General features: G+C 72.3%; 27 protein-coding genes. 12 read left to right on the forward strand and 15 right to left on the reverse strand.

What is annotated here, in order from left to right:
- Positions 1-23 precede the first annotated feature (23 nt).
- The 4 genes from ACFY1T_RS31615 to ACFY1T_RS31630 all read right to left on the reverse strand — a co-directional run bounded on the left by ACFY1T_RS31615 (position 24) and on the right by ACFY1T_RS31630 (position 1,964).
- Positions 24-179: a DUF6131 family protein gene (locus tag ACFY1T_RS31615; RefSeq protein ID WP_199813733.1), complete on the reverse strand. Its 156-nt coding sequence runs from the start codon at positions 177-179 to the stop codon at positions 24-26.
- A gap of 121 nt (positions 180-300) precedes the next feature.
- Entirely contained in the window at positions 301-498 is a 198-nt protein-coding gene (locus ACFY1T_RS31620; RefSeq protein WP_390791216.1) for a hypothetical protein, read from the reverse strand.
- Positions 499-573: 75 nt separating this feature from the next.
- Positions 574-831: a hypothetical protein gene (locus ACFY1T_RS31625; RefSeq protein ID WP_390791217.1), complete on the reverse strand. Its 258-nt coding sequence runs from the start codon at positions 829-831 to the stop codon at positions 574-576.
- A 14-nt stretch (positions 832-845) separates the two neighbouring features.
- Positions 846-1,964 carry a glutamate--cysteine ligase gene (locus ACFY1T_RS31630; protein WP_390791218.1) on the reverse strand — a complete coding sequence of 373 codons (1,119 nt, stop codon included), beginning with the start codon at positions 1,962-1,964 and terminating at the stop codon, positions 846-848.
- A 336-nt stretch (positions 1,965-2,300) separates the two neighbouring features.
- Here ACFY1T_RS31630 and ACFY1T_RS31635 point away from each other — a divergent pair, with 336 nt between their 5' ends.
- Both ACFY1T_RS31635 and ACFY1T_RS31640 read left to right on the forward strand, forming a co-directional pair.
- Entirely contained in the window at positions 2,301-2,552 is a 252-nt protein-coding gene (locus tag ACFY1T_RS31635) for a DUF6213 family protein (protein WP_390791219.1), read from the forward strand.
- Positions 2,549-2,941 carry a TraR/DksA family transcriptional regulator gene (locus ACFY1T_RS31640; protein ID WP_390791220.1) on the forward strand — a complete coding sequence of 131 codons (393 nt, stop codon included), beginning with the start codon at positions 2,549-2,551 and terminating at the stop codon, positions 2,939-2,941. Before ACFY1T_RS31635 ends, ACFY1T_RS31640 begins: the two co-directional genes overlap by 4 nt.
- 62 nt (positions 2,942-3,003) lie before the next feature.
- On the opposite strand, the gene ACFY1T_RS31645 is transcribed toward ACFY1T_RS31640, so the two are convergent.
- From ACFY1T_RS31645 to ACFY1T_RS31655, 3 genes are all read right to left on the reverse strand, one after another.
- Positions 3,004-3,270 (reverse strand): DUF4235 domain-containing protein, encoded by a 267-nt coding sequence (locus ACFY1T_RS31645; protein WP_390791221.1) that lies wholly within the window; start codon positions 3,268-3,270, stop codon positions 3,004-3,006.
- A gap of 85 nt (positions 3,271-3,355) precedes the next feature.
- The gene (locus tag ACFY1T_RS31650; protein WP_390791222.1) at positions 3,356-3,730 is read right to left on the reverse strand and encodes a PRC-barrel domain-containing protein; all 375 of its coding nucleotides are present in this window, start codon (positions 3,728-3,730) and stop codon (positions 3,356-3,358) included.
- 118 nt (positions 3,731-3,848) lie between these two features.
- Positions 3,849-4,559 (reverse strand): ribonuclease H, encoded by a 711-nt coding sequence (locus ACFY1T_RS31655; RefSeq protein WP_390791223.1) that lies wholly within the window; start codon positions 4,557-4,559, stop codon positions 3,849-3,851.
- Between the two features lie 160 nt (positions 4,560-4,719).
- On the opposite strand from ACFY1T_RS31655, the gene ACFY1T_RS31660 reads away from it, so the two are divergent.
- From ACFY1T_RS31660 to ACFY1T_RS31670, 3 genes are all read left to right on the forward strand, one after another.
- Positions 4,720-6,084 carry a pyridoxal phosphate-dependent decarboxylase family protein gene (locus ACFY1T_RS31660; RefSeq protein WP_390791224.1) on the forward strand — a complete coding sequence of 455 codons (1,365 nt, stop codon included), beginning with the start codon at positions 4,720-4,722 and terminating at the stop codon, positions 6,082-6,084.
- 288 nt (positions 6,085-6,372) lie between these two features.
- Positions 6,373-7,677, forward strand: a complete 1,305-nt coding sequence (locus ACFY1T_RS31665; RefSeq protein WP_390791225.1) for a ferric reductase-like transmembrane domain-containing protein — start codon at positions 6,373-6,375, stop codon at positions 7,675-7,677.
- A gap of 16 nt (positions 7,678-7,693) precedes the next feature.
- On the forward strand, positions 7,694-7,930 hold the full coding sequence (locus tag ACFY1T_RS31670) for a hypothetical protein (protein ID WP_390791226.1): 237 nt from the start codon (positions 7,694-7,696) through the stop codon (positions 7,928-7,930).
- A gap of 86 nt (positions 7,931-8,016) precedes the next feature.
- Here the strand turns inward: ACFY1T_RS31670 and ACFY1T_RS31675 are convergent, their stop codons facing one another.
- The 3 genes from ACFY1T_RS31675 to ACFY1T_RS31685 are packed head-to-tail and all read right to left on the reverse strand — an operon-like array spanning position 8,017 to position 11,704.
- A complete protein-coding gene (locus ACFY1T_RS31675; protein ID WP_390791303.1) occupies positions 8,017-10,377 on the reverse strand; it encodes an FtsX-like permease family protein in 2,361 nt (786 codons plus the stop codon).
- Between the two features lie 2 nt (positions 10,378-10,379).
- Positions 10,380-11,201, reverse strand: coding sequence for an ABC transporter ATP-binding protein (locus tag ACFY1T_RS31680; protein ID WP_390791227.1), 822 nt, complete (start codon positions 11,199-11,201; stop codon positions 10,380-10,382).
- Positions 11,198-11,704 carry a PadR family transcriptional regulator gene (locus ACFY1T_RS31685; RefSeq protein ID WP_390791228.1) on the reverse strand — a complete coding sequence of 169 codons (507 nt, stop codon included), beginning with the start codon at positions 11,702-11,704 and terminating at the stop codon, positions 11,198-11,200. The genes ACFY1T_RS31680 and ACFY1T_RS31685 overlap by 4 nt, the downstream gene beginning before the upstream one ends.
- Positions 11,705-11,884: 180 nt before the next feature.
- Between ACFY1T_RS31685 and ACFY1T_RS31690 the strand changes: the two genes are divergently transcribed.
- The 5 genes from ACFY1T_RS31690 (at position 11,885) to ACFY1T_RS31710 (ending at position 18,753) form a co-directional block, all read left to right on the forward strand.
- Positions 11,885-13,159, forward strand: coding sequence for an ABC transporter substrate-binding protein (locus ACFY1T_RS31690; RefSeq protein WP_390791229.1), 1,275 nt, complete (start codon positions 11,885-11,887; stop codon positions 13,157-13,159).
- 218 nt (positions 13,160-13,377) lie between these two features.
- Positions 13,378-15,060 carry a glycoside hydrolase family 13 protein gene (locus ACFY1T_RS31695; RefSeq protein WP_390791230.1) on the forward strand — a complete coding sequence of 561 codons (1,683 nt, stop codon included), beginning with the start codon at positions 13,378-13,380 and terminating at the stop codon, positions 15,058-15,060.
- A gap of 77 nt (positions 15,061-15,137) precedes the next feature.
- Positions 15,138-16,472, forward strand: a complete 1,335-nt coding sequence (locus ACFY1T_RS31700) for an ABC transporter substrate-binding protein (RefSeq protein WP_390791231.1) — start codon at positions 15,138-15,140, stop codon at positions 16,470-16,472.
- An 11-nt stretch (positions 16,473-16,483) separates the two neighbouring features.
- Positions 16,484-17,893: an ABC transporter permease subunit gene (locus tag ACFY1T_RS31705; protein WP_390791232.1), complete on the forward strand. Its 1,410-nt coding sequence runs from the start codon at positions 16,484-16,486 to the stop codon at positions 17,891-17,893.
- Positions 17,890-18,753, forward strand: a complete 864-nt coding sequence (locus ACFY1T_RS31710) for a carbohydrate ABC transporter permease (protein WP_390791233.1) — start codon at positions 17,890-17,892, stop codon at positions 18,751-18,753. The genes ACFY1T_RS31705 and ACFY1T_RS31710 overlap by 4 nt, the downstream gene beginning before the upstream one ends.
- A 42-nt stretch (positions 18,754-18,795) precedes the next feature.
- Here ACFY1T_RS31710 and ACFY1T_RS31715 read toward each other — a convergent pair whose 3' ends face one another.
- A complete protein-coding gene (locus ACFY1T_RS31715) occupies positions 18,796-19,092 on the reverse strand; it encodes a hypothetical protein (RefSeq protein ID WP_390791234.1) in 297 nt (98 codons plus the stop codon).
- Between the two features lie 153 nt (positions 19,093-19,245).
- On the opposite strand from ACFY1T_RS31715, the gene ACFY1T_RS31720 reads away from it, so the two are divergent.
- Entirely contained in the window at positions 19,246-19,659 is a 414-nt protein-coding gene (locus tag ACFY1T_RS31720; RefSeq protein ID WP_390791235.1) for a hypothetical protein, read from the forward strand.
- Positions 19,660-19,882: 223 nt separating this feature from the next.
- Here ACFY1T_RS31720 and ACFY1T_RS31725 read toward each other — a convergent pair whose 3' ends face one another.
- The 4 genes from ACFY1T_RS31725 to ACFY1T_RS31740 form a co-directional block, all read right to left on the reverse strand.
- On the reverse strand, positions 19,883-21,406 hold the full coding sequence (locus ACFY1T_RS31725; protein WP_390791236.1) for a DEAD/DEAH box helicase: 1,524 nt from the start codon (positions 21,404-21,406) through the stop codon (positions 19,883-19,885).
- Positions 21,407-21,691: 285 nt separating this feature from the next.
- Positions 21,692-21,895: a cold-shock protein gene (locus ACFY1T_RS31730; RefSeq protein ID WP_390791237.1), complete on the reverse strand. Its 204-nt coding sequence runs from the start codon at positions 21,893-21,895 to the stop codon at positions 21,692-21,694.
- A gap of 323 nt (positions 21,896-22,218) precedes the next feature.
- Positions 22,219-23,118: a hypothetical protein gene (locus tag ACFY1T_RS31735; protein WP_390791238.1), complete on the reverse strand. Its 900-nt coding sequence runs from the start codon at positions 23,116-23,118 to the stop codon at positions 22,219-22,221.
- Positions 23,115-24,128, reverse strand: a complete 1,014-nt coding sequence (locus ACFY1T_RS31740) for an SPFH domain-containing protein (RefSeq protein ID WP_390791239.1) — start codon at positions 24,126-24,128, stop codon at positions 23,115-23,117. The genes ACFY1T_RS31735 and ACFY1T_RS31740 overlap by 4 nt, the downstream gene beginning before the upstream one ends.
- On the opposite strand from ACFY1T_RS31740, the gene ACFY1T_RS31745 reads away from it, so the two are divergent.
- A complete protein-coding gene (locus ACFY1T_RS31745) occupies positions 24,127-24,411 on the forward strand; it encodes a hypothetical protein (RefSeq protein ID WP_390791240.1) in 285 nt (94 codons plus the stop codon). The two genes, ACFY1T_RS31740 and ACFY1T_RS31745, sit on opposite strands and share 2 nt — an antisense overlap.
- Positions 24,412-24,418: the final 7 nt, after the last annotated feature.

The following is a 24,418-nucleotide window of genomic DNA, read 5'->3' on the forward strand; positions in this document are numbered from 1 at the left end:
CGCGCCGTGTACCGCAGGTGCGGTCACCAATAGTGGCGCCGACCGCCGACCGCGTGCCCGACCGAGCCCAGGAGCCACAGCACCGCGCCCACCACCAGCAGGATGACGCCGATGGTCCACAGGAGGGAGATTCCGGTCAGAAATCCGATGAGCAGGAGAATCAGTCCGACGGCGATCATCAGGTACCTCGTTCTCACGTTGAGTTCGGCGGAACGGTTGCTCCGCCTTGGCGCCTCAGACGGCGTCTGCCCCCGATTTCCGTCTCTATCTGTGCGCAGTCGCACGCCGTTGCGAACCGGCTCAGTGCAGGATGCTCACCGCACGGGCGATCACGAGGAGCGAGGTCAGCAGCGCGGAGACGCTCTGGGCGCTCATCAGCAGTTCGGCCCGCGTCGACAGCGGCATGGTGTCGGTCGGGCTGAAGGCGGTCGAGTTGGTGACGGACACGTACAGGTAGTCCCTGGGAGAACCGGAAGTCCGCCAGCGGAAGCTGGTCACGTGGCAGCTGGGTGCGGCTGACGGGCCCGCCGCGGTCGAGTTCCCAGCAGGCCAGGCCGAAGGCGATGACATTGGTCAGCCAGACCTGAAGCGCCGCGACCAGCAGGGCGCGCCCGTCCTCGACCTGGGCGTTGAGAAGCTCGCGATCAGCGGCAGGAGCAGCAGCACTTCCAGGGCGGGCAGCACGTAGCGGGGCGCGACGAGCAACTGCTGGGGCAGCGCCAGGTAGAGGGTGATCGCGGCGAGTGTGGCGACCACGGCAGGCGCCCGCGCCTCCCCGCGCCGTTCGTGCCGGGGGTGCATCGCCGGGGCATCGGCTCGTCTTCGCGACATGGCTGGGATTCTCCTCAGCCGGCCTCGCCCCCGAGGGTGCGCCGGGCGCACCGGAGCACCATGGCGGCCAGGTCACCACCCGTGCGCAGCAGCTCCCGCTGCACGCGGGCGCCGTTGCCGCGGGACTGCAGTTCGGCCAGGCCGGCCTTGACGAAGCCGGCGTCCCCGTTGTCTTCCAGAGCCTCCCGCACGTGGTCGTACAGGCCCCGGATCACGGCTTCGGCGGAGTCCTCGCGCAAGGTGGCCGGGTGGATCAGCGGTCCGTCGAGCCCGGACCGGGCCGCGCGCCAGGCGGCGAGCCGCAGCAGGCTCGTGTCGGCCGCGGGCGACGGTTCCCCTGCCCGCCAGTCCCGGGCCGCCGTGTCCACCAGGCCCCGTACCAGGGCAGCCAGCAGTACGGCGGTCGAGGCGTCCAGGCAGACGTCTGCCACGCGGATCTCCACCGTCGGGTAGGAGGCGGCCAGCCTCGCGTCGAAGTAGATCATCCCCTCGTCGCGGATGGCCCCCGTGGCGACCATGGCCCTTACCCGTTCGTGGTAGCGCTCGGGCGAGCCGAAGACGTCCACGGGGCCAGCCGAGGGCCAGCGGTTCCAAACCCTGCTGCGGTAGCTGCCGTACGTGGTGTCCTCTCCCTGCCAGAACGGTGAGTTCGCGCTCAGCGCGGTGAGGACGGAGAGCCAGGGCCGGATGCGGTCGAGGACGGCCACGCCCTCCTCGTCGGAGTCGACCGCCACGTGCACGTGGCACCCGCAGGTCAGCTGTTCCTGTGCGGGCAGGCCGAACTGCCGGGCGATCCACTGGTAGCGCTCCCCCACGCTCAGCGAGGGCTCCACCGGCAGCGGGCAGGTAGCGAGGGCCGCCACCAGGACGCCGGCGGCTTCCGCGTGCCGCGCGGCCTCGGCGCGCCAACGGCGGATCTCCTGGTGGAGTTCGTCCATCCGGGTCAGCGGGCGGGTCGCGCACTCGACCTGTTCCTTGTGCAGTTCCTTCTCCAGCGGGATCTCCCCGCCGGCGCCGGCCGCCCGGCCTCCGGACCGCAGGGCCGATGCCAGCACCGCGCCGGCGGAGGCCGCCGGCCGCCCCGTCCGCGGATCGACCAGCAGCAGTTCCTCTTCGACGCCGACGCTGCGCATGCGGGACCCTTCGCTCGTCCTCCGTGCCGTTCCCCCGGGCGTATGCCCGCTTCCGAGTCGGCCACCCGCGCTCTCACCCGGACGCGCGCTCCGGCCCGGGGAGAGGGACCGTGAACCGCCGGCGGAACGATACGGGCGCTGCCGGCGCTCCGGACGATCCGGCTGACCGCGGGTGGGGCATGCACGGGCGAGCACGCAACGTGGTGAGCTCCTGGGCGGGGATCCTCCTCGCGCCATCGCCGGTTGTACCCGCAACGACCGGGTAGCCCTTCGAGGGGGACGACCGTCTCGTCCGCACCGCACGACGTCCGCACGGCACGAGAGGAGGAGCGGTCCATGCACTCGTTCGCCCTGCCGCTGATCCCCACGGAGGAAGGCGGAGTGGTCATCCCGGCCGAGCAGGTGACGGCGCTCCTGCGGGGAGTGGCCGACGGCTGGACGGCCGCTCTGGAGGACGACTCCCCCGACGCCGATCCCGAGACGGTGCGGGCCATGAGCGAGGCCCTCACCCAGCTCGCCGACCAGATCGACGCGGAGTGCATAGCGTGCGCCTCGCGGCCGGACCAGGCGCCAGAGGCGCGCACGTGAACGGCCTGTCGGCTTCCGACGAGTCCGCCTCCCAGCGGGAGCGACTGGAGGTCTCGCGGGCTTCGACGACCGCGCAGATCGCGGCCCTGAGGCGCGACTTCGACGGCATCGTCGAGGCGAACGCCCTGGTGGCGGTCGACGACGAGCACGATCCGGAGGGGTCGAGCACCGCGTTCGAGCGCGCCCACGTCGCGTCGCTGCTGCGCCGGGCGGCCGAGCACCTGGAGGAGGTCGACCGGGCGCTGGACCGCTTGGAGCGGGGTGTGTACGGGTGGTGCGAAGGCTGTGGCCGACGCATTTCGGCGGCCCGCCTGGAGGCGCGGCCCGAAGCGGCCGCGTGCCTGCGCTGCGCCGGGGCGGGCCGGCGGCACGGCCCGGACACGCTCTAGGGGGCGTCTTGCCGATCACGCCGGGGTCGAGGAGGTCCGGCCGTGCGCGGTCGGCGGGCGGCTCAGGCGGGCCAGGTACCCGACACACGCCGTACGGCAACGGCCCCGGAGCGCTGGACGGCCGCCTTGACCAGGGCGAAGATCGCACCCTGGATGGCGGCGGCGATCAGTATCTCGCGCCAGTGCCGTTCCTCGTCGGTGGCGTTCGGGGCGGCGTCCTCGTGCCCGGCGAGTTTCCAGACCTCCTTGAAGAGCGCACCGGCCAGCAGGCCGGCGCCTGCGCCCAAGACCAGCCCGACCGGCTTGTAGGCCACCTTCGATGCCTTCATCGAAAAACGCCTCCGTTCCCCGTCCTTGTCCTTGGCCTCGGCCCTCTTCCCCGCTCGCCCCGAGGCGGCTCCCCGATGCCTCGCATCAGCTGTGGCTTCCACCGAACGGGCCGCCGATGCCGGTGTCGTAGTACGTACCGATCTCCCCGCGGTATCCGGGGTCCTGGAGGTGCTCGTCCCGGTGGAACTCGGGAGCGTTCTTGATCTGCTCCTTCGTCCGGTCGACGTAGATCTTCTCCTCGTCCGCGTCGATGCGGGACACGGTGCCGGCCGGGAGGAGGACCTCCTTGCCGAAGATCCACGGACCGGTGTCCACCACGACGTAGGCGGAGCCGGCCTCATCGGAGTGCTTGTCGACCTTGCCGATACCGCCGTCGACGGCCTCGACCTTGAATCCCGTCAGGTCGACGTCCTCCAGGCGCCCCGAGGTCTCGCGATATCCCCACACGTTCTCCGTCATGGAATGCCTCCCTGCTGGTCGGGTGGGAGTCTCGTCACGGGGCGCCTGCCCCTCGGATGCCGTCTCACACCCGGCGGCACCGAAGGCTGACCGGCCGGCGGCCGACGGGGCTCTTCGGCTACGCGGGGGCGTCGCTCGGTACGGGGGCGGCGCAGCCCGGGTGGCCCCAGCGGGTGCCGAGCTTGGTGATCTGTTCACCGGCCGCGTACGACCTGCCGCAGGGGCAGCTGCCGGGGAACTTCGCCTTGATCGAGCCGCCCCGGCTGCGCGCGGGCTTCCCGGCTCCTCCTCCGGCCCGGGCCGCGGGCTTGGTACGGGGTGCGGAGGCCCGGGCGGGAGCGGGTACGGGGAGCGACGCGCCGCCGAGGGCCGTACCGGCCGCCTGCTGGCTGACGGCGGCGTCACTGGCGGCCTGGTCGGCGATGGCGTTCAGCAGGTCGCCGTCCTCGCGGTGGGCCGGAACGTAGCGGAATTCGACGTCCCGCTCACCCAGCAGCGCGTCGATCCGCTCCACGAGCTCCCGGTTGGCGACGGGTTTTCCGGCCGCGGTCTTCCACCCGTTGCGCTTCCAGGCCGGAAGCCACTGGGTCACCGCCTTCATGGCGTACTGGGAGTCCATCCGGACCTCGACGGCCGTTCCGGGATCCAGGGACTCCAGCAGCCGCTGTAGGGCGGTGAGCTCGCCCACGTTGTTGGTGGCCTGGCCCAGGGGCCCGGCTTCCCAGCGCTCGGGGCGGCCCTGCGGATCGGCGATGACCCACGCCCAGGCAGCCGGTCCGGGATTACCCTTCGCCGCGCCGTCGCAGGCGGCAATGATGCGATCTGACATCCCCCGATCATGCACCGCAGCCGCCCCGGCACAAATTCGGCGCGGAATTCCAGCCGATCCGGAGGCGGAACGGGCCGGCGACGGCCGGCGCCGCGGCGCCGTGCCGGACGCCCGCTCCGCTCGATTGCGCGGCGGCGGCGATGGTCCCATAGTCCGAGGTATGGACGCGCGCGAAGAGGCGCTCCGACGGGCGTACGGCCATGCCACCCGGTGGCTGTCGAGCCTGGACGACCGCCCGGTTCCCGCCCGTGCTTCGGTCGACGAGATCGTGCGCGCGCTGGGTACCGGACTGCCGGACGGTCCGAGTCCGCCGGCCGATGTCGTCGACCTGCTGGCCACGGCCTGTGAGCCCGGGCTCACCGCCTTTCCCAGCGGCCGCTTCTACGGGTTCGTGATCGGCGGCACCGAACCGGCCGCCCTGGCCACGGACTGGCTGGTCAGCGCGTGGGACCAGAACTGTGTGATGCGTGCCGTCTCGCCCGCGTACGCGGCGGTGGAGGACGTCGCCGGCGGTTGGCTGCTCGACCTGCTCGGTCTGCCGGGCGACAGCGCCGTCGGCTTCACCACGGGCGCCACGATGGCGAACTTCACCTGCCTCGCCGCCGGGCGCGACGCGGTGCTCCGCCGCGCGGGCCGGGACGTCGCCCGCGACGGGCTCGCGGGCGGACCGGCGGTCCGCGTCCTCGTGGGTGAGGACCGCCACATCACCGTTGACCTGGCGTTGCGCTATCTCGGGCTCGGCAGGCCGGAGCCGGTGGCGTCGGACGGTCAGGGACGCATCGTGCCCGAGGCCCTGCGCAGCGCGCTGGCGGCCGGCGGGAGGATTCCGACGATCGTGGTCCTCCAGGCGGGAGACATCCACTCCGGCGCCTTCGACCCCTTCGTCGAGACGGTCCGCGCGGCGCACGCGTCGGACGCATGGGTGCACGTGGACGGCGCCTTCGGGCTATGGGCGGCCGCGTCGCCGCGGTACGCACACCTGACGGCGGGGTGCGCGGACGCCGACTCCTGGGCGACCGATGCCCACAAGACCCTGAACGTCCCGTACGACTGCGGGCTCGCCGTCGTGCGCGACCCGTCCGCGGTCCGGGCCTCCATGGGCCTGCAGGGCGACTACCTCATCCAGGACGAGTACGGCGACCCCGTCGACAAGGTTCCCGAACTCTCCCGGCGCGGCAGGGCCTTCACCGTGTGGGCCGCACTCAGGTCCCTCGGCCGGTCGGGAGTGGCCGACCTCGTCGAGCGGCTGTGCCGGCACGCCCGTGCGTTCGGTACGGGCATCGCCGGGATCGACGGCGCGAGCGTGCTCAACGACGTGGTGTTCACGCAGGTGTGCGCCGAGTTCGGCAGCGACGAGCGCACCGAGGCGGTGCTCGCCCGGCTGCTCGCCGACGGCACGGTGTGGATCAGCGGCTCGACGTGGCGCGGCCGTCGCGTCATGCGGATCTCCGTGAGCAACTGGTCGACGACCGACGAGGACGTGACGCGTGCCCTCACCGCGATCCGGAGCGCGTCGGCCGGATAAGAAGACCTTCGCCGCAGTGCTGGTGTGAAAGTGCAAAGAGTTTTCCAAGCATGCGTCCGCAGAGGGCAACAAGCCATTCCCGTACAGACCCATATGCCGCCGATATGCGGATATTAAGCGCGAATCGACACACGTGATGGACCTCATCCTGTGTGCATCACCATTGCTCGCACCGATTGCGTTTGCGCATAGTTGCCGCTGCTATGCCCCTGCAACACCGAGCGAAACGGATCTTGGCATGACCCTCCGGCCCACTCCGCCATGCGCTCCCGACCCGGGGCGACCCAGATGAAGACCGCCTCCGAACGGCTGCGGGCCGGGCTGGCCGCCGGTGCGGTCCTCGTCACCCTGCTGTGGGCCGCCCAGGTGCACCCCTCCGCCCGGCCCGACGAGCTGATCGGGGCCGCCGCGCACCTCAGCGGGCTCCTCGCCGGTTACGGGATCCTCGTCATGCTCTTCCTGATGGCCCGGGTTCCGGCCGTCGAGCACGGCGTCGGCGCCGACCGCCTCGCCCGCTGGCACGCCTTCGGCGGCCGCTGGGTCCTGGTCCTGTGCGGTGCCCACGGGCTGTTCGCCCTCGTCGTGTACGCCCTGCGCACCGGGACCGACCTGCTGACCGCCACCGGGGCCATGTTCCGGTACCCGGCCCTCATCGCCGCGTTCGCGGGCGGCGCCCTGCTCGCGGGCGCGGGCCTGATCTCCGTCCGTGCCGTACGCCGCCGGGTCTCGCACGAAGCCTGGCGCGGCATCCACCTGCTGACCTACCTCGCCGCCGCGCTGGGTTTCGTCCACCAGCTGGCCGGCCCCGACGTCGCCGTCACCGCCTTCACCGCCTGGTTCTGGGCCCTGCTGCACACCGTCGTCGGCGTACTGCTCACCTGGTACCGCGCGATCGTCCCGGTCCGCCAGGCCCTGCGGCACGGACTGCGCGTCGCCGCGGTGGAACACGAAGGCCCCGGCGTGGTATCCGTCACCATCCAAGGGGACAGGCTCCGCGAGCTGCGCGCCGAACCCGGCCAGTTCTTTCGGTGGCGCTTCCTGCGGGGCGGCCTGTGGCACACCGCCCTGCCGTTCTCGCTCTCCGCGCCCGCCCGCGACGACCGCCTCCGCATCACCGTGAAGGCCCTCGGCGGGCACTCCCGCAGGGTCCGCGGGCTGCGGCCCGGCACCAGGGTCCTGGCGACCGGCCCGTTCGGCGCGCTGACCGAGCGGCGCCGCACCCGCCCCAAGGTCCTGCTGATCGCGGGCGGCATCGGCATCACTCCGATGCGCGCCCTCTTCGAGTCCCTGCCCGCGAGCCCCGGCGACCTCACGCTGCTCTACCGCGCGGGCGACGCCGGCCAACTCGTCCTGCGCGAGGAGCTGGAAGCCATCGCCTCGTCCCGCAAGGCGGCACTGCACTATCTCGTTGGCCGCTCCGACGCCGCGTACGATCCGCTCGCGCCCCAGGCCCTGCGCGCCCTCGTCCCCGACCTGGCCGACCGCGACGTCTACCTCTGCGGGCCGCCCGGCATGGCCGACGCCACGACCACGTCACTGCTCAGGGCGGGCGTCCCGTCCGCACGCATCCACTCCGAGTGCTTCACCTACTGAGGACGCCGATTCTCCGATGAACCAGTACTCCGCGCCCCTGGAGCCCGTGCGTCTCCCGCAGCCCGCGCCGGCTTCCGAGCCGCGGCCGCGGGCCCGCCGGGCGGCCGCCCGGCACCGGAAGTCCGTGCCCTCGCGCCGCCTCGCCGCCGGGCTCGCCCTGGCCAGCGTGGTGGCCGCAACGCTCATCACGGTGACCGTCGACCCGGCCGCGCCGGGCCCGGACACGACGCCGAGCACGCAGCTCGCACGCTGAGCACGCACCTCGCACGCCGAGCGGCGTGGCTCCGGTCCGGCACACCGCCGCGCCTTGCCGGTCCGGTCCGGTCCGTTCTGTTCCCGTCAGAGAGTTTCGCTCAGCGAGTCCGCCGGCCTGCGCCGGGCGGTCCGGGCCGCCGGCACCAGCGCCGCCACCACCGCTCCGAGCACGGCTCCGGCGACCACCACCGACAGCACGGGCGCCGAGGGGAACCGGGCGATGCCCGCCCCGATCCCGCTCGATGCTCCCTGCGCGTCCACGAGCCAGCCACCGGACAGCGCGCCCAGGACCGTCCCCACCACGGCGGCGGCCAGCGCGGTCAGTGCGGCGGCCGTCACGATCATGGAGCCGATCTGCCGGGGCGTCAGCCCGATCGCCTTCAGTGCGAGCAGGTCCCGGCCCCGGTCGCGCACTCCCGTACTGATCAGCGTCAGCAGTTCCGTCAGCCCGATCAGCGCCAGCACAGCGATCAGGGCGGCGATCACCGCGCGCGCCGGCTCCAGCCGGTCGGCCGGATCGGGGGTCTCCCGGATCTCCAGCGTCCCGCCCGCCACCGTGGCGAGCGCGGCGCTCACCGCCCGGGGGTCCGCGCCCTCGCGCAGTACAAGGGCGTGGAAGTCGGGCCGCAGCGCCGGATCACGCTCGCGCAGTGCGTCGAGAGTCGTGGTGATCACCCGGCCCCCGGATTCCGGTTCGATGGAGCGGCCGACCACGTGCAGGATCTGCGGCCGCCCCTCCACGGTCATCCGCACCCATGCACCGACGCGCACCCCGAGGAGATCGAGCAGCCCTTGCCCGGCCACCGCCTCGTCCGGGCCGTCGGGCGCGCGACCTTCCACCACCGTGGAGGGGTAGGGGGACCCGGCCGTGCCCAGCCCGCGCAGTGTGATGGTGCCGGTCTGGCCCGGTACGAGCGCCGCCACCTCGGCACCGGGGTGGACCTCGGCGACGTCCGGTACGGCCGCGAGGATCTTCTCCAGTTCCGCGTCGGAGGTTCCCGCGGGCTGTTCGGCGCGTACGGTCAGCGCCGCGGGCAGCCCCATCTGTGCGGGCCGGCTGCGGAACTGGTCCAGCGTCGACCAGGCGACGAGTGCGACGGTGATCAGCACCAGCGGCAGGGCGAGGCGGCCCACTGCCACGAGCGTCCGGCCCCGGCGCGGAAACGCCGCGCGCCATCCCAGCACCAGCGCGGGAGGCACCCGCATTCCGAGGGCCCGCCTGCCGAGGGCGGTCATCGGCGCGGCGGACGGCAGGGCGGCACGGGCCACGGGCACGGGCGGCACCCGTCCGGCCCGCCAGGCCGACAGCCCGGTGGCGGCCGCGATCAGCAGCACCGCACCGCAGGGCACTCCGATCATGAGCCCGGTGTGGCCCGGCAGGTCCTGCCACACCCCCGCAGCCTCACCGATGCGCCCCGGTATGCGCGCGCCGAGCACGGCGATCGCCGTCGTGCCGAGGGTCACGCCGAGGAGGGCGAAGGCCAGGTGCTGTACGAGGAATCCGCGGGCCACCTGGCCCGGGGTGAAGCCGACGGCCTTGAGGATCGCGATGTCCCGCAGCTGGCCGCGGACCCGGGCGCCGACGGCGCCGGCCGCGGCGAGCGCCGCCGCGAGCAGTGCTCCGAGCCCGAAGACGGCGAACACCTGCCCGAGGAGCCGGTCGTCGCCGCCCGCCTCGGCGCGTGCCTGCTGCCACTTGGTGACCTGGGCCACGCGGTCGGCGCCGAGCATCGTCACGGCGCGCTGGACGATGAAGTCGGTGTCGTCGGGATCAGTCAGGCGCAGGCCCACGCTCTGCCCGGTGGACCCGTGGGCGATCTCGTCGAGGGCCGGGGCGAGCACCCAGCCGACGCCGGGCGCGCCGCCCGGGTGGTAGCGGGGTTCGGCCACCTCGGCTGTCCCGCTCACCCGCAGTGCGTGCGCAGCGCCGTCCGGGCCGGTGACCCGTACGGTGTCGCCCGGCTCGGCCCAGAGCGCCCGCGCGACCGAGGCCTCCAGTACGACGGTGCCGGTGCCGGTGCCGGTACCCGTACCGGCGTCCGGGCCGGTACGGGTACCGGACTGCGGAGGGGTGAGCCAGCTGCCGGCGGTGAGGAGCGGCCGTCCCGTCTCCGGGGGTGCCGCCGCGGCCGCGCGCAGCGTCACCCCGGCCCGGGCGCCGTGCGCCTCGACCGTCGTCGCCGTCGTGCGGTAGGGCCCGGAGAGTGCTGCGACGCCGTCGAGGCCGACCAGGGAGTCCGTGTCCGCCCCCGCGCGGGTGTGCAGCCAGATGTGGGCGCCGTGGGACTGGTTGAAGATCCGCTGCCAGGGGTTGGCGGCGTAGCTGAACAGGGCGCCGGCCAGCAGGAGCGAGGCGATGATCCCGGCGCTGGCCAGCACGACGAAGAGTGCTTCGCCCCGGTGTGCGCGGAAGTCGGCGTGTGCCCAGCGCAGGGTGGCCCGCACGGTCACCGCTTCGGTTCCAGGTCCAGGTCCAGTACCCCGGAGACGCCGCGGACCGGGCCGCGCCGTCCGCCGTCGAGATGTGCGTCGTCGGCTATGCGCCCGTCGAAGAAGCTGATGACGCGGTCGGCGGCACTGGCCATCCGGGCGTCATGGGTGACCATCATGATCGTCTGTCCGCGCTGGTGGAACCGGGAGAGGAGCCGCAGCACCTCGCGGGTGCCCTTGCTGTCGAGGCTGCCGGCCGGTTCGTCGGCGAGCAGGAGCGCGGGGTGGTTGACGAGCGCGCGGGCGAGCGCGACCCGCTGCTGTTCGCCTCCGGACAGCTCGCCGGGCATCGACCGCTCGCGGCCTTCGAGGCCCAGTTCGGCGAGCAGTTCGGCGCGCGACGCCCGGGCCGTCTTCGGGGAGGCGCCGGCGAGCAGGGCGGGCAGTTCGACGTTGTCGGCGACGGTGAGGTTGGAGACCAGGTTGAAGAACTGGAAGACGACGCCGATGCTGCGGCGCCTGAGGACGGCCCAGCGTGCCTCGCGGTACTGGTCGACGCGCTCTCCGGCGAGCCACAGCCTTCCGCTGTCGGGCCGCTGGAGTCCGCCGATCAGGTGCAGCAGCGTGGACTTGCCCGCTCCCGACGGTCCGGTGACCGCGACGAACTCACCCGGCTGGACGGACAGGTCCACCCCGCGCACGGCGTGCACCGGCAGCCCTTCGCCGTGGTGCGTCTTGGTCAGGCCTTCGGCGCGCAGGATGGGCACCGCCCCGGTGGTGGCGGCGGTGCCGGCGGTGTCGGCGGGTCCGGCCGGAGCCGTGGTGGCGTCGTCGCTCATTCCAGCTCCTCCTGACAGCGTTCCAGCCAGTCGAGATCGGCCTGCAAGTGCAGCATGGCGCCCTCGATCAGCAGTTGGGAGATCTTGTTGTCGCGGTCCTCGGCGGCGGCCAGCTTGGACAGGTCCCGCATGGTGTTGAGGTACTGCCGCCGCTGCTTGTTGATCAAGGCGATGGGGTCGGCCAGGCCGGACTGCGGTGCGAGCGCCAGCTTCATGAAGAACTCGTCCCGCACCCGGGGTTCCTCGGCGGTTTCCTCGAACCAGGCCAGCACGGCCTCGCGCCCGGCCTCCGTCAGCCTGTACGTACGCTTGTTGGGCCGGCCCGACTGCTCGACGTCCTCGCCTTCGATGAGGCCGCTCTTCTCCAGCCGGCCGAGGGTGACGTAGATCTGGCCGACGTTGGGCTGAGGGTACGCGGCGCCCAAGAGCTTCTCAAGGTCTTGCTTCAGCTCGTAACCGTGCGCAGGGCTACGGGTGAGGAGCGCAAGGAGCGCCAGCCGCACTCGCTCCCCCTCCTTCCCGCTCCGTAGTCAACGGTTCACTCGGCAACGGGCCGGGTGGCGCCGCCCTCCGGCTCGTCTGCCTGGACGTCTAGTATCGCCCATGCCTAACGGGTATATATAGGCCACGGTGGTCGGCGGCGCAGCCGGATCGAGCACTGCGTCGTGCGCTGGGAGGAATCTATGCGGTGGACACGTGCCGCGGGTAGGGCTCTCCTGGTGGCGGCGGTGGTACTGGCGGGATACGCGGGTTTCGGCGTCCGCTCCGACGCGGGCGCGGCCTCCGCGGGCCGCGGCCCCCTGACGCTGGTGACGGCGGGCGATCTCACCGACTACCTCCCCCCGCTCCTCGACGACTGGAACGACGCCCACCCGGGCGAGCGCGTCACCCTCGTCGAGCTGCCCGACTCGGCCGACGAGACCCGGGCGCAGATGATCAGCGAACTGCGCTCGGGCCGCGACCGGTTCGACGTGCTGAACATCGACGTCGCCTGGACCTCGGAGTTCGCGGCGGCCGGCTGGATCGCCCCGCTCGACCGCGGCCGTTTCCCCCTGGACGCCTTCCTGCGCCCGGTCGTCGACACCGCGACCTTCGACGGCCGCCTGTACGCGGTCCCGTACGTCACCAACGCGGGACTGCTCTACTACCGCAAGGACATCCTGGACCAGGAGGGCGAGCAACCGCCGCGCACGTGGGCCGAGCTGGCGCGCCAGGCGCGCACGATCGCCCCGAAGTACGGGCTGGACGGGTACGCCGGCCAGTTCCTCCCGTACGAGGGCCTCACCGTCAACGTCACCGAGGCCGTGCACTCGGCGGGCGGTTCGATCCTGCGCGACGACGGCGCACGGGTGACGGTGGACTCCGACGCGGCGCGCACCGGACTGCGCTTCCTCGCGGACGGCGTACGGGACGGCTGGATCTCCCGTGACGCGCTCGGCTACAAGGAGGAGGAATCGCGGCGGGCCTTCCAGGACGGCCGGCTGCTCTTCCTGCGGAACTGGCCGTACGTGTACGCGGACGCCGGGGCGAGCGGCTCGAAGGTCGCGGGCAGGTTCGGCGCCGTGCCGCTGCCCGGACCCGACGGGCCCGGCACCAGTGTGCTGGGGGGCTCCGACCTCGCCGTGAGCAGCCATGCGCGGCACCCCGCCTCCGCGGCCGACCTCATCTCCTACCTGACCAGTGAACGGGTCCAGCGGCAGGTGCTGACCAAGGGCTCGCTGCCCCCGGTGCGCGCCGCGCTGTACGAGGACCCCGAGCTGGTCCGCGCGTACCCCTACCTGCCCACGCTCCGCCAGAGCGTGCTGTCGGCGGTGCCGCGCCCGAAGAGTCCGCGCTACGACCAGGTGAGCCTCGCCGTGCAGGCCGTGGCGCAGGACGTGATGGCGCTGCGCCAGACGCCGGATCAGGCCGCGGCGCGGCTCGCGCGCGAGCTCGGGCGCCTCTCCCGCAGGGGCTGACCCCTCCTCATTCGTGCGCCTTCCTCAAGGGCCTCTACTTACATGTTAAGTAGAGGCCCTTCCTCGTGCACCCGGGTATACCCGAACAAATCACCCCAACTTTTCGCTGTTTCTGGACACATCGTTGACACCTTCCAGTCGCTGCTACTTAACATGCATGCATAACAGCGCACCCGCTCTGGGGCGCTCTCGCATTCAGCAGAACAGGTCGACGCGAGATGCTCAGCACCCTTCCGGCCGACACCGGCCACCCCTCCCGTACCGTCACCGCACCGGCCCCCTGGTGGCGCGACGCGGTGATCTACCAGGTCTACGTCCGCAGCTTCCTCGACAGCACCGGCGACGGCATCGGCGATCTGGCCGGCGTCCGGGCCGGACTCCCCTACCTGCGCAAGCTCGGCGTCGACGGCATCTGGCTCAGCCCGTTCTACCCGTCCCCGCAGCACGACCACGGCTACGACGTCGCCGACCACTGCGGTGTCGACCCCGTCTACGGCGACCTCGCCGAGTTCGACCGGCTGGTCGCGGACGTCCACCGCCTCGGGCTCAAGCTGCTGCTCGACATCGTCCCCAACCACTGTTCGAGCGAGCACCCGTGGTTCCGGTCGGCGCTCGCCTCGGCGCCGGGCAGCGCGCAGCGCTCCCGTTTCCACTTCGCCCCCGGACGCGGTCCGTCCGGGGCCGAGCCGCCCAACAACTGGCGCGCCATGTTCGGCGGTCCCGCCTGGAGCCGCGTCCAGGAGTCCGACGGCACCCCCGGCGAGTGGTACCTGCACCTGTTCACTCCCGAGCAGCCCGACCTGAACTGGCGCGACCCGGCCGTCGGCGACGAGTTCGAACGGGTGCTGCGCTTCTGGCTGGACCGCGGCGTCGACGGCTTCCGCATCGATGTCGCCGCCGGACTGTTCAAGCATCCCGAACTGCCCGACTCCGAGGACCCCGGAGCCGACGAGCGGGCCCGCGACGCCGTCAACCAGCTCGCCTGGAACCGGCCCGAGGTGCACGGCGTGTGGCGCCGCTGGCGCGCGGTGTGCGAGGAGTACGGCGTCCGGGACGGCCGGGAGCGGCTGCTGGTCGGCGAGGTGTCGGTGCCGACCGCGCGCGAGCACGCCGCGTACGTCCGCCCCGACGAACTGCACCAGGCCTTCTTCTTCGACCTGCTCAGCGCTCCCTGGGACGCCGAAGCCTTCCGCGCGACGATCACCGAGGCGATACGGGACATCGCCGGCACCGGCTCCACCGTCACCTGGGTGCTCAACAACCACGACCAGGTCCGTACGGTCACCCGCTACGCGGGCGAGCCCGGGGTGGAGGGCAGCGGGCTGGGTGCCGCCCGCGCCCGCGCCGCCGCCCTGCTGATGCTCGCGCTGCCCGGCGCGGCCTACGTCTACCAGGGCGAGGAGCTCGGACTGCCCGAGGTCCTCGACCTGCCGGACGAGGTCCTCACCGATCCGATCTTCCACCGCACCGGAAGCCGCAAGCACATCCGGGACGGCTGCCGCGTGCCGCTGCCCTGGTCGGGGCACGCCTCCCCGTTCGGCTTCAGCCAGGGGGTGCCCGGCGCGAGACCGTGGCTGCCGCAGCCCGAGTGGTTCGCCGAGCACTCCACCGACCGGGCCCTGGCCGACACCCGTTCCTTCTGGCACCTCTACCGCGAAGGCCTCCAGCTGCGGCGCAGCCTGCCGCAGCTCGGCGAGGGCACCCTGCGCTGGCTGGACGCGCCCGCGCAGGTGCTCGCGATGGCCCGCGGCGACGGCCTGGTCTGCGCGGTCAACTTCGGCACGGAGCCGGTGCCCGCCCCCGTCGCGGGGACCCCGCTGCTCGCCAGCGGCCCCTGCCCCGACGGGGTGCTCCCCGCCTCGACCGCCGCGTGGTGGACGGCCGAGTGCCCGACGCCGTGAACCGCGGCCCCCGGCACACCGGACCGTTCCCGCAGCCTCCCCTCTTCCCCGAACCCGAACGCGCAAAGGACCTCATCATGCGACGACCCGGCAAGACGACCCGGCGCACCGCGGCCACCGCATCGGCGGCCCTCGCCCTCACGCTCGGCGCCACCGCCTGCGGCACCACCACCGGCCCCGCGAGCGGCGGCGAACTGAGCGGCCAGACCGTCACCGTGGCCGGTGTCTGGACCGGCAGCGAACAGAAGAACTTCAAGAAGGTCCTGGACGCCTTCACCGCGAAGACCGGCGCCAAGACCGTCTTCGTCCCCTCCGGCGACAACGTCTCCACCTTCGTCGGCAGCAAGATCGAGGGCGGCAACGCGCCCGACGTGGTCATGGTCCCCCAGGTGGGCGTGCTCCGGCAGTTCGCCAAGGAGGGCTGGCTCCAGCCGCTGTCCGACGAGGCCGCCAAGACGGCGGCATCCTCCCTCGCCCCGGTGTGGAAGGATTACGGCAGCGTCGACGGCACGTACTACGGCCTCTACTTCAAGGCAGCCCACAAGTCGACCGTCTGGTACGCCCCGCAGGCCTTCGCCCAGGCCGGCGTCGCCGCCGAGCCGAAGAGCTACGCCGACCTGCTGAAGGCGGGCCGCACCCTTGCCGACTCCGGCCGCCCGGCCTTCGCCATAGCCGGCGAGGACGGCTGGACGCTCACCGACTGGTTCGAGAACATCTACCTCTCGCAGGCGGGGCCGCAGAAGTACGACCAGCTCGCCCAGCACAAGCTCAAGTGGACCGACGACAGCGTCGTCAAGGCGCTGACCACGCTCGGCGACCTGTTCAAGGACAAGCAGCTCGTGGCCGGCGGCGCCCAGACGGCCCTCGGCACGGACTTCCCCTCCTCGGTCGAGCAGGTCTTCGGTCCCGAGCCGAAAGCGGGCATGGTCTACGAGGGCGACTTCGTGGGCGGGATCGCCAAGGACCAGTTCGGCAAGAAGCTCGGGCAAGACGCGAAGTTCTTCCCGTTCCCCGCGGTCGACGGCGGTACCGCGCCGGTCGTCAGCGGCGGTGACGCGGCCGTCGTCCTGAAGGACGGCAAGAACGGCAAGGCCGGCATGAAGCTCCTGGAATTCCTGTCGGGCCCCGACGCGGCCGAGGTCTGGGCCGGCGCGGGCGGCTTCCTTTCCCCGAACACCAAGGTCGATCTCGCCGCGTACGGCGACGACACCACGCGCGACACCGCCAAGTCGCTGGTCGCGGCGGGCGATTCGGTCCGCTTCGACATGTCGGACCAGGCCCCTGCCGCGTTCGGCGGCACCAAGGGCGCGGGCGAGTGGAAGCTCCTCCAGGACTTCCTGCGCGACCCGTCGGACCCGCAGGGCACGGCGGCGAAACTCGAAGCCGAGGCAGCCAAGGCGTACGGGAACTGAGGCGGCCCGCCATGGCTGACACCCTGACCGCCGACAGCGGCACCGCCGGCGGCGGGACCGCCGGCAGCGGGCCCGCCAAGAGCAGCACCGCCGCCGGCACCCGTACCGCACGCCGGCCGGCGGACCCGCGGCGCCTGGCCCGCCGGAGGAAACGCCGCCTCGCGATCCTCTTCGTACTGCCCGCCCTGCTGCTGCTCGGTGCGCTGGTCGTCTACCCGGTCGTCTTCTCCGTCGGCCGCAGCCTCTTCGACGCCGACGGCGACCGGTTCGTCGGGGTCGGGAACTATGCGGCGATCGTCCACGACCCGGCCACCCTCAAGGCGATCCGCAACAGCACCATCTGGGTCGTCGTCGCCCCCCTCCTGCTGACCGGGCTCGGGCTGATGCTCGCCGTGCTCACCGAGAAGGTGCGCTGGGCGACCGCGTTCAAACTGGTGCTCTTCCTGCCGATGGCCGTGTCGTTCCTCGCCGCGGGCATCGTCTTCCGCCTCGCCTACGAACAGGATCCGAACCGGGGCGTGCTCAACGCGGTCGTCGTCGGCGTCCACGACACCTTCGACGACGCCGCCGCCTATCCGACCGCCCGCATCCGGGAGGGCCAGGGCCTGACCGGCCGGGCGGGCGGCCCGTACAGCACCGCGAAGACCGTGCGGACCGGGGGCTCGGTCAGTCTCGGCTTCGTCGGGGTGGCGCCCGACGCGATGCCCGGCGGCGCGAAGGGCGCCGCCGCCGCGGCCCCGGCCGCGGACGGGATCGGCGGAGTCGTGTACCTCGACTTCGCCCCCGGCGGCGCGGGCACACCGGGCACGGTGGATCCGGGCGAGAAGGGCCTGCCCGGCATGATGGTCGAGGCCGTACGGGACGGCCGGGTCGCCGCGACCGCGACCGCCGCCGACGACGGGTCGTTCCGCTTCACCGGGCTGGCCGACGGCGAGTACACCGTACGGCTGCCCGCGGCCAACTTCGCGGCCCCCTACCAGGGTGTGAACTGGCTCGGACCGGCGCTGGTGACGCCCGCCATCATCGGCGCCTACCTGTGGGTGTGGACCGGTTTCGCGATGGTCTTGATCGGCGCCGGACTCGCGGCGATCCCCCGTGACGCGCTGGAAGCGGCCCGGATGGACGGGGCCAGCGAGGGCCAGATCTTCCGAAGGATCACCGTCCCCCTGCTCGCGCCCGTGCTCACGGTGGTGTTCGTGACCCTCGTGATCAACGTGATGAAGGTCTTCGACCTCGTCTACATCATCGCGCCGGGGCCGGTCCAGGAGGACGCGAACGTACTGGCCACACGGATGTGGCTGGTCTCCTTCGGAGGCGGCAACGACCAGGGGCTCGGCAGCGCACTGAGCGTGGTCCTCCTCCTGCTGGTCGTCCCGGCCATGGTCTTCAACATCCGGCGCTTCCTAAGGAGCGGAGCATGAGCAGCCACAGCGCCGTCGAACGGCGCCGCACGTCCCGCCTGTTGGGCAGCTCGATCGTCCAGGGGCTGCTGATCCTGGTCGCACTCGTATGGATCACACCGCTGGCGGGCCTGTTCCTCTCCTCGATGCGCTCCGAGCGGGACAACGCCTCCGACGGGTGGTGGACCGCGCTGGCCGATCCGTCACAGCTGTCCCTCGACAACTACAGCGCACTGCTGAAGGACTCGGGCATCGCGCAGGCCTTCGGGAACACCGTCCTGATCTCGGTTCCCACCACCGCCCTGGTCGTCGGCATCGCGGCACTCGCCGGATACGCCTTCGCCTGGCTCGACTTCCCCGGCCGCGACGGCATCTTCCTGGTCGTCGTGGGGCTGCTGGTGGTACCCGTACAGATCGGGCTGCTGCCCGTGGCCAAACTCTTCGGGGCGGTGGGGTTGTTCGGCACGATCGCCGGCGTCGTCCTGTTCCACGTCGCCTACGGGCTGCCGTTCGCGGTGTTCCTGCTGCGCAACTACTTCGCCGAGATCCCGGGCGAGATGCTGGAGGCCGCCCGGATGGACGGCGGCAGCGAGTGGCGGATCTTCTTCCGGCTCGTGCTGCCGCTCGGCCGGCCCGCCATCGCGAGTCTGGCCATCTTCCAGTTCCTCTGGGTCTGGAACGACATGCTCGTGGCGCTGCTGTTCGCGGACAGCGGGTCCCAGCCCCTCACGGTCGCGCTGCAGTCCCAGATGCGGCAGTTCGGAAGCAACATCGGCGTGCTCGCGCCGGGTGCCTTCCTGTCCCTGGTGGTCCCGCTCGTCGTCTTCTTCGCCTTCCAGCGGCACTTCGTCCAAGGCGTGATGGCGGGCTCGGTGAAGTGACCGGCCCCGCCTCCGGGCGGGGCCCTCGCCTCCCTGCGCGTCCTACAGGGGGGCGTCACGCATCGTCTCGTCGCGGATCACATTGCGGTGTGACTCGTAGACGAGCCTCGCATCATCGCTGGGGAGCGCCTCGGTGGCGAGGCCGCAGGCACACGTCACGACGGTGAGGCCGCGGGCCGCGCGCAGTGTGTGCCCCTGGCTTCCCAAGGCCTCACCGGTGGGGTTCTCGTACCGGAGGTTGTGGCGGTACTGGGGCTTGCCGGTGTGCCCCGGCGCGCTTCCGGCGCTGTCGGTGCCACCGGTGCTGGTCAGGTCAGCGGTGAAGGGGTGCTCGCTCATGGCTCCAGTGTGGCCGCCCGCGGGCGACACCGGCTGCTCCGACCCCACTCCACCGTGATCTGCGCGTCGTATGCGCGCGTGCGGGCACGGCCGGCTCGGTCTGCGCCTCCCGGGTCGCGTCACCGCGTGCCGGAACGCAGGATGGAGCAGGTGATGACGGTTTTGGTGGTCGGCGTGCCCGATGGCGAGCAGCTTGAGCTCCTGCGCGCCGGCATCCAGCGCAATCCGCACTTCCGGGTCCTGTCGCATGCCCACGACCCCGTCGTCGCCCTCGCGCATGCCCGGATCCTTCTCCCCGACATCACCGTCCTGTCCCTGCCCTCCGGGCTCGACAGCCTCGACGCGGACCCGGGCCTTCGCGGCCTGTTCCGCGGGGTGCGCTCCCTCGACCCGCCGGGCGGGGTGGTGCTGCGGACGGCCGCCGACCGCACGCCCCGTGCCGTGTCCGGCCTCGAGGTCGAGGGCGCCGTCCACGTCGTGCGCGAGGGAGACCACGAAGCCCTGATGCGAGCCCTGCGCACGATCGGGCTGCGCCGGGCCAGCTGCGACCCCGACGAGATGCCCTGACCCGGCTCCGCCCGTACGTGCAAGGGTCCGACCGGCGCGTGCCGGTCGGACCCTCCCCGCTGTGCTCCTGCCGACTCGCGCCGGTCGCTGCGGTCAGACGGTCGCCGGAGCGCCGAGCATCGCGGAGGCCTGCTGGAGCGGGCTGAGGCCGCGCGTGGACGTGTCGGCCCGGGTCAGGCCGCGGCACGCGAATCCCAGCCGGGTCACGGGGCCGCTTCGACCGTCATGACGCGGCCGCCGCATCGGCGGAACGCCGTCCGCCGCCCACCCGCCTGGTACGCGTGGCGGAACCGCGTCGACCGCGGGAGGTGGCGCTGCGCCCGGACCGCTCGGACACCGGTGCGGTGATGGTGACGGGGATGCCGGAAGGAGCCTGCGCGCCGGTGATCCTGTTCAGGGATTCCTCGCCCGATCGGACTTCCGTGGTCTGGGGGACGATGCCGGCGGCGGCCATGAGGCGGCTCATGTCGCGGCGCTGGTTCGGGGTGACGAGGGTGACGACGCTGCCGGACTCGCCGGCCCGGGCGGTGCGGCCCCCGCGGTGGAGGTAGTCCTTGGGATCGGTGGGCGGGTCCACGTTGACGACGAGGTCGAGGCTGTCGACGTGGATGCCGCGCGCCGCGACGTTGGTGGCGACGAGCACGGTGACGTGCCCGGTCTTGAACTGGGCGAGGGTGCGGGTGCGCTGCGGCTGCGACTTGCCCCCGTGCAGGGCAGCGGCCCGGACACCGCTGCTCAGCAGGTCCTGGGTCAGGCGGTCGACGGCGTGCTTCGTGTCCAGGAACATCATCACCCGGCCGTCGCGCGCCGCGATCTCCGTCGTCATCCGGTGCTTGTCGCTGCCGTGGACGTGCAGTACGTGGTGCTCCATCGTGGTGACCGCACCGGCCGAGGGGTCCACCGAGTGCACGACAGGGTCGGTCAGGTAGCGGCGGACCAGCAGGTCGACATTGCGGTCCAGGGTGGCGGAGAACAGCATCCGCTGCCCCTCGGGGCGCACCTGGTCCAGGAGAGCGGTGACCTGCGGCATGAAGCCCATGTCGGCCATCTGGTCGGCCTCGTCCAGGACCGTGATCGCGACCTGGTTCAGCCGGCAGTCACCGCGGTCGATGAGGTCCTTGAGGCGGCCCGGGGTCGCGACGACGACTTCGGACCCGCCGCGCAGTGCTCCGGCCTGCTTGCCGATCGACATTCCGCCCACGACGGTGGTCAGGCGCAGCTTGACCGAGCGGGCGTAGGGAGTCAGGGCCTCGGTCACCTGCTGCGCGAGCTCGCGCGTCGGTACGAGGACGAGGGCGAGCGGCTGGCGGGGCTCGGCCCGCTGCCCGGCGGTACGAGCCAGCAGCGCGAGGCCGAAGGCCAGGGTCTTGCCGGAGCCGGTGCGGCCACGGCCGAGTACATCGCGACCCGCGAGGGTGTTGGGCAGGGTGGCTCCCTGGATGGGGAACGGCACGCTCAGGCCCTGCGCGACGAGAGCGGCCAACAGCTCCCGGGGCATGTCCAGATCGGCGAAGGCCTCGACGGCGGGCAGGGCGGGGGTGATCGTCTTCGGCGGGGCGAACTCGCCCTGCACCGCGGCGGGCCGCCGGCCGCGGCCGCCCGAACGACTCGGGCCGCCGCCCGAACGGCTGGAGGCGGGCGAGCCGTAGCGGCTGCTGCGGCCGGAACCGGCGGAAGCGCCGAAAGAGGGGCCGCCGCTACGGCCACGGGTGCGAGCGGTGCGGTTGTTCGTGCGTGCGGGGTTCATTCAGAACCTTCCTTGATGCGGCGCGTATCAAGGAATTCCAGCAGCGGAAAAACAGCGCGGGGAATCGCAAGAACGGGCCGAACGAAATGTGGAAGCGAAACTGCGCCGCAGGCGGTCCATGCGGGCGCAGGCGCTGAAACAGGTGACGCCGGGGTGAAATGCCGGCCTGCATCCTGGATGAAATCCCGCAGGTGAACCCACTGCGGGAGGTGACGCAGGTGACGCCTGTGGCTGGGGCCCGCACCCCGAGGGATGCGGGCCCCAGCCACAGAGTGCGCGCCGCCGTCAGGCGGGAAGGATGTTCTCGGCCGTCGGGCCCTTTTGGCCCTGCGCCACGTCGAAGGTGACCTTCTGGCCTTCGACCAGCTCACGGAAGCCCTGGGCGGCAATGTTGGAGAAGTGGGCGAAGACGTCGGGGCCGCCGCCGTCCTGCTCGATGAAGCCGAAGCCCTTGGCCGCGTTGAACCACTTCACTGTGCCAGCCGGCATGCACGTCTCCTCAGGGGCAGTCCATCGGGATCCGCACTGCACGGATGCCGTGTCGCCGCGATGATGCCCCGTCCGGAAAATGTCCGGAAATATAAAGTGCTTCCATCGGCACGCGGGCCGACCGGAGGCGCCAGTTTTTTGGGTACCACAACTGCAACCGAGATCGACAGTAGCACGCCGCGGCGCCCGGCGGGGGATGAAGAATTTAAAACCCGTGGGCCGCGGAAACAAATCCTCTCGCCGGGCTTGCTGAAATCTCAGTCCGCGGGCACGGATATCTGTTCGCCGCGGGCGCCCTCCGCGATGGCTGCCTGCACGGGCGCTCACGCCACCAGGTGCAGCGACGTTCCCGCGATGCCCAGCCGTACGCTCTGGCCCCAGGTCAGCTCCAGGGCGTCGCCCTCCATCCCGTCGCCGAACACCACGATCCGGTCCGACTCCACGGTCAGGCGCAGCCCCTGTCCCCGCCCCAGCTCACCGGCGACCCTCGTCGTTCCGGTCGCGGGCGAGGGCCAGGCTTCCCGTACGAACCACAGGAGCCGCCGCTCGCAGGGTGCGGGCAGCCCCGCGGAACTGCCGCGCTCCTGCCACAGGGAACGCAGCCAGCCGGTCGCGCCCGTGCCGGTGCCCACCAGTACCCCGGAGGAGGCCTGGGCCTCACCCGGGCCCTCGTCGCCGTCGGAGCCCAGGCGGTAGCGGGCCGTCTGGTGACCGGGTGAGCCCAGATAGATCTCGTTGAGCGCGAGGAGCCGCTGGGTGTCGTCGGCCACGGCCTCGACCATGGTGAGCTCCTCCGTCCGGCCGCCGGCGGCGATCGCCGCACGCAGCAGGGCGGCCGTGTCGGCGCAGCGGTGACGGACCAGGACCCCCGGGTTTCGGCCGGGATCGGTGTCGATGCCCACAACCGGCTGTCCGCGCAGGTACTTGGCGGTGTTGGCGACCAGGCCGTCCTGGCCGACCACGACCACCACGTCCTCCGGGGCGAACAGGAAGCGGTCCAGGTCCGCCCGCTCCACCCGGGCGTTGCGCCAGGTCAGCGGCACCGCCGCCGCCACCTCCCGCAGCGCCTGGCGCGTGCGCTCGTGGCGGCGGACGACCTCGTCGACCGAGCGGCCCCGGCTGGAAAGGAAGAACGCGGCCTGCCCGTGCGTCCCGTGCCGGGCGAGCAGCTCCTCGTACTCGGTCCTGCGGTGTACGAGCACCGCCCGCGGGGCCAGGCTCACGCGCCCGCGCCGCCTTCCGGACGTCCGAGCTTGGCGAGGAGCCCGGTGAGGACATCGGGAGAGAGGGTGATGCTCTCGATCCGCGGCAGGTTCTCCGCCAGCCGGGTCGCCGCGAGGGCTTGCAGCGTGCCCGGGCCGGCTTCGTCGTGCACGCGCAGCCAGGCGGCCTGGACCTCGGCGCGCGCCGCGCCCGTCTCGCGCGCCGCCTCGGCGTCCGCGTGGGCCAGGCGGACCTTGCGGGCCGCCTCGGTCTCGGTCCGGATGCCGTCCGCCGCCGCCTTCTCCTCGGCTTCGCGGCGGGCGTTGGTGCCGCGCTGGTCGATCAGCTGCTCCTCGCGCCTGGCCAGTTCGATCTGGCTGGCCAGCTCGTTCTCGGCGATGGCACGCTCACGCTCGACGGCCACGGCCCGCCGCTCGTAGGTGGCCCGGTCCGCCTCCTGCTGGATCTGCTCGCGGGCCGGGGTGCGCAGGGCGCGCTCCACCTCGGCCTCCGGGCGGATCGCCACGACCCGCACGGCCACCACGTCGATGCCGGTGGCCGGGAGCCTGGGCTCGGCGGCGAGGCCCGCGGCGACGCTCCCCCGCACGGAGGCGACGCCGTCCACCAGGGCGGCGGCCAGCGGAGTCCGGGCCAGTACGTCGAGCGTGTGCTGCTGCGCGGTCTCGGTGAGGAGGGTGGCGATCTGCTCCAAGGGGGCTCCGCGCCAGCTCCCGGTGTCCGGGTCGACGGAGAAGTCGAGTCGGGCCGCGGCTTCGGCCGGGTCGCTGATCCGGTAGGTGACGGTGGCCTGCACGGCGACGTCCTGGAAGTCTGACGTACGGGCGTGGAACGCCATGGCCAGCTCCCGGTCGTCGACCGGGACTTCGGAGAGCGCCGCCGAGAGCGACCGGTACCAGAAACTGAGCCCCAGCCCGTCGTGGACGAGCCGGCCGCGCTTGTGGTGGCGGATGTGAGCGGTGGGCGCGGAGCGCAGATGACGCCAGCCGAAGCGCCGGGTGATGTCGGCCATGACGGACCCCCTTGATTTCGTCGATGTGACGATAACAAGGGGTGTTCATATCGTCAAGAGGACGAAAAAGGGGGGAGCCGTCCTGCGCGGCGTGGACGGAGGCGGCTACACCGTGGACCCGGGCCGGCTGCGCGATGTCGCCGCGCACGTCGGCTGCGACGCCGAGGCCACGGCGCAGCCGGCCCGTGCGCGGCGGGCCGGCATCCGCATCTACGGCGAGCCGGACCGGCAGCTGACCAACTGGATCAGAACCCGCAACGAAGCCTCCGGCTCCACCGGTTGAGTGACGA

It is taken from the genome of Streptomyces sp. NPDC001194 (genome assembly GCF_042896985.1).
GTDB lineage: Bacteria > Actinomycetota > Actinomycetes > Streptomycetales > Streptomycetaceae > Streptomyces.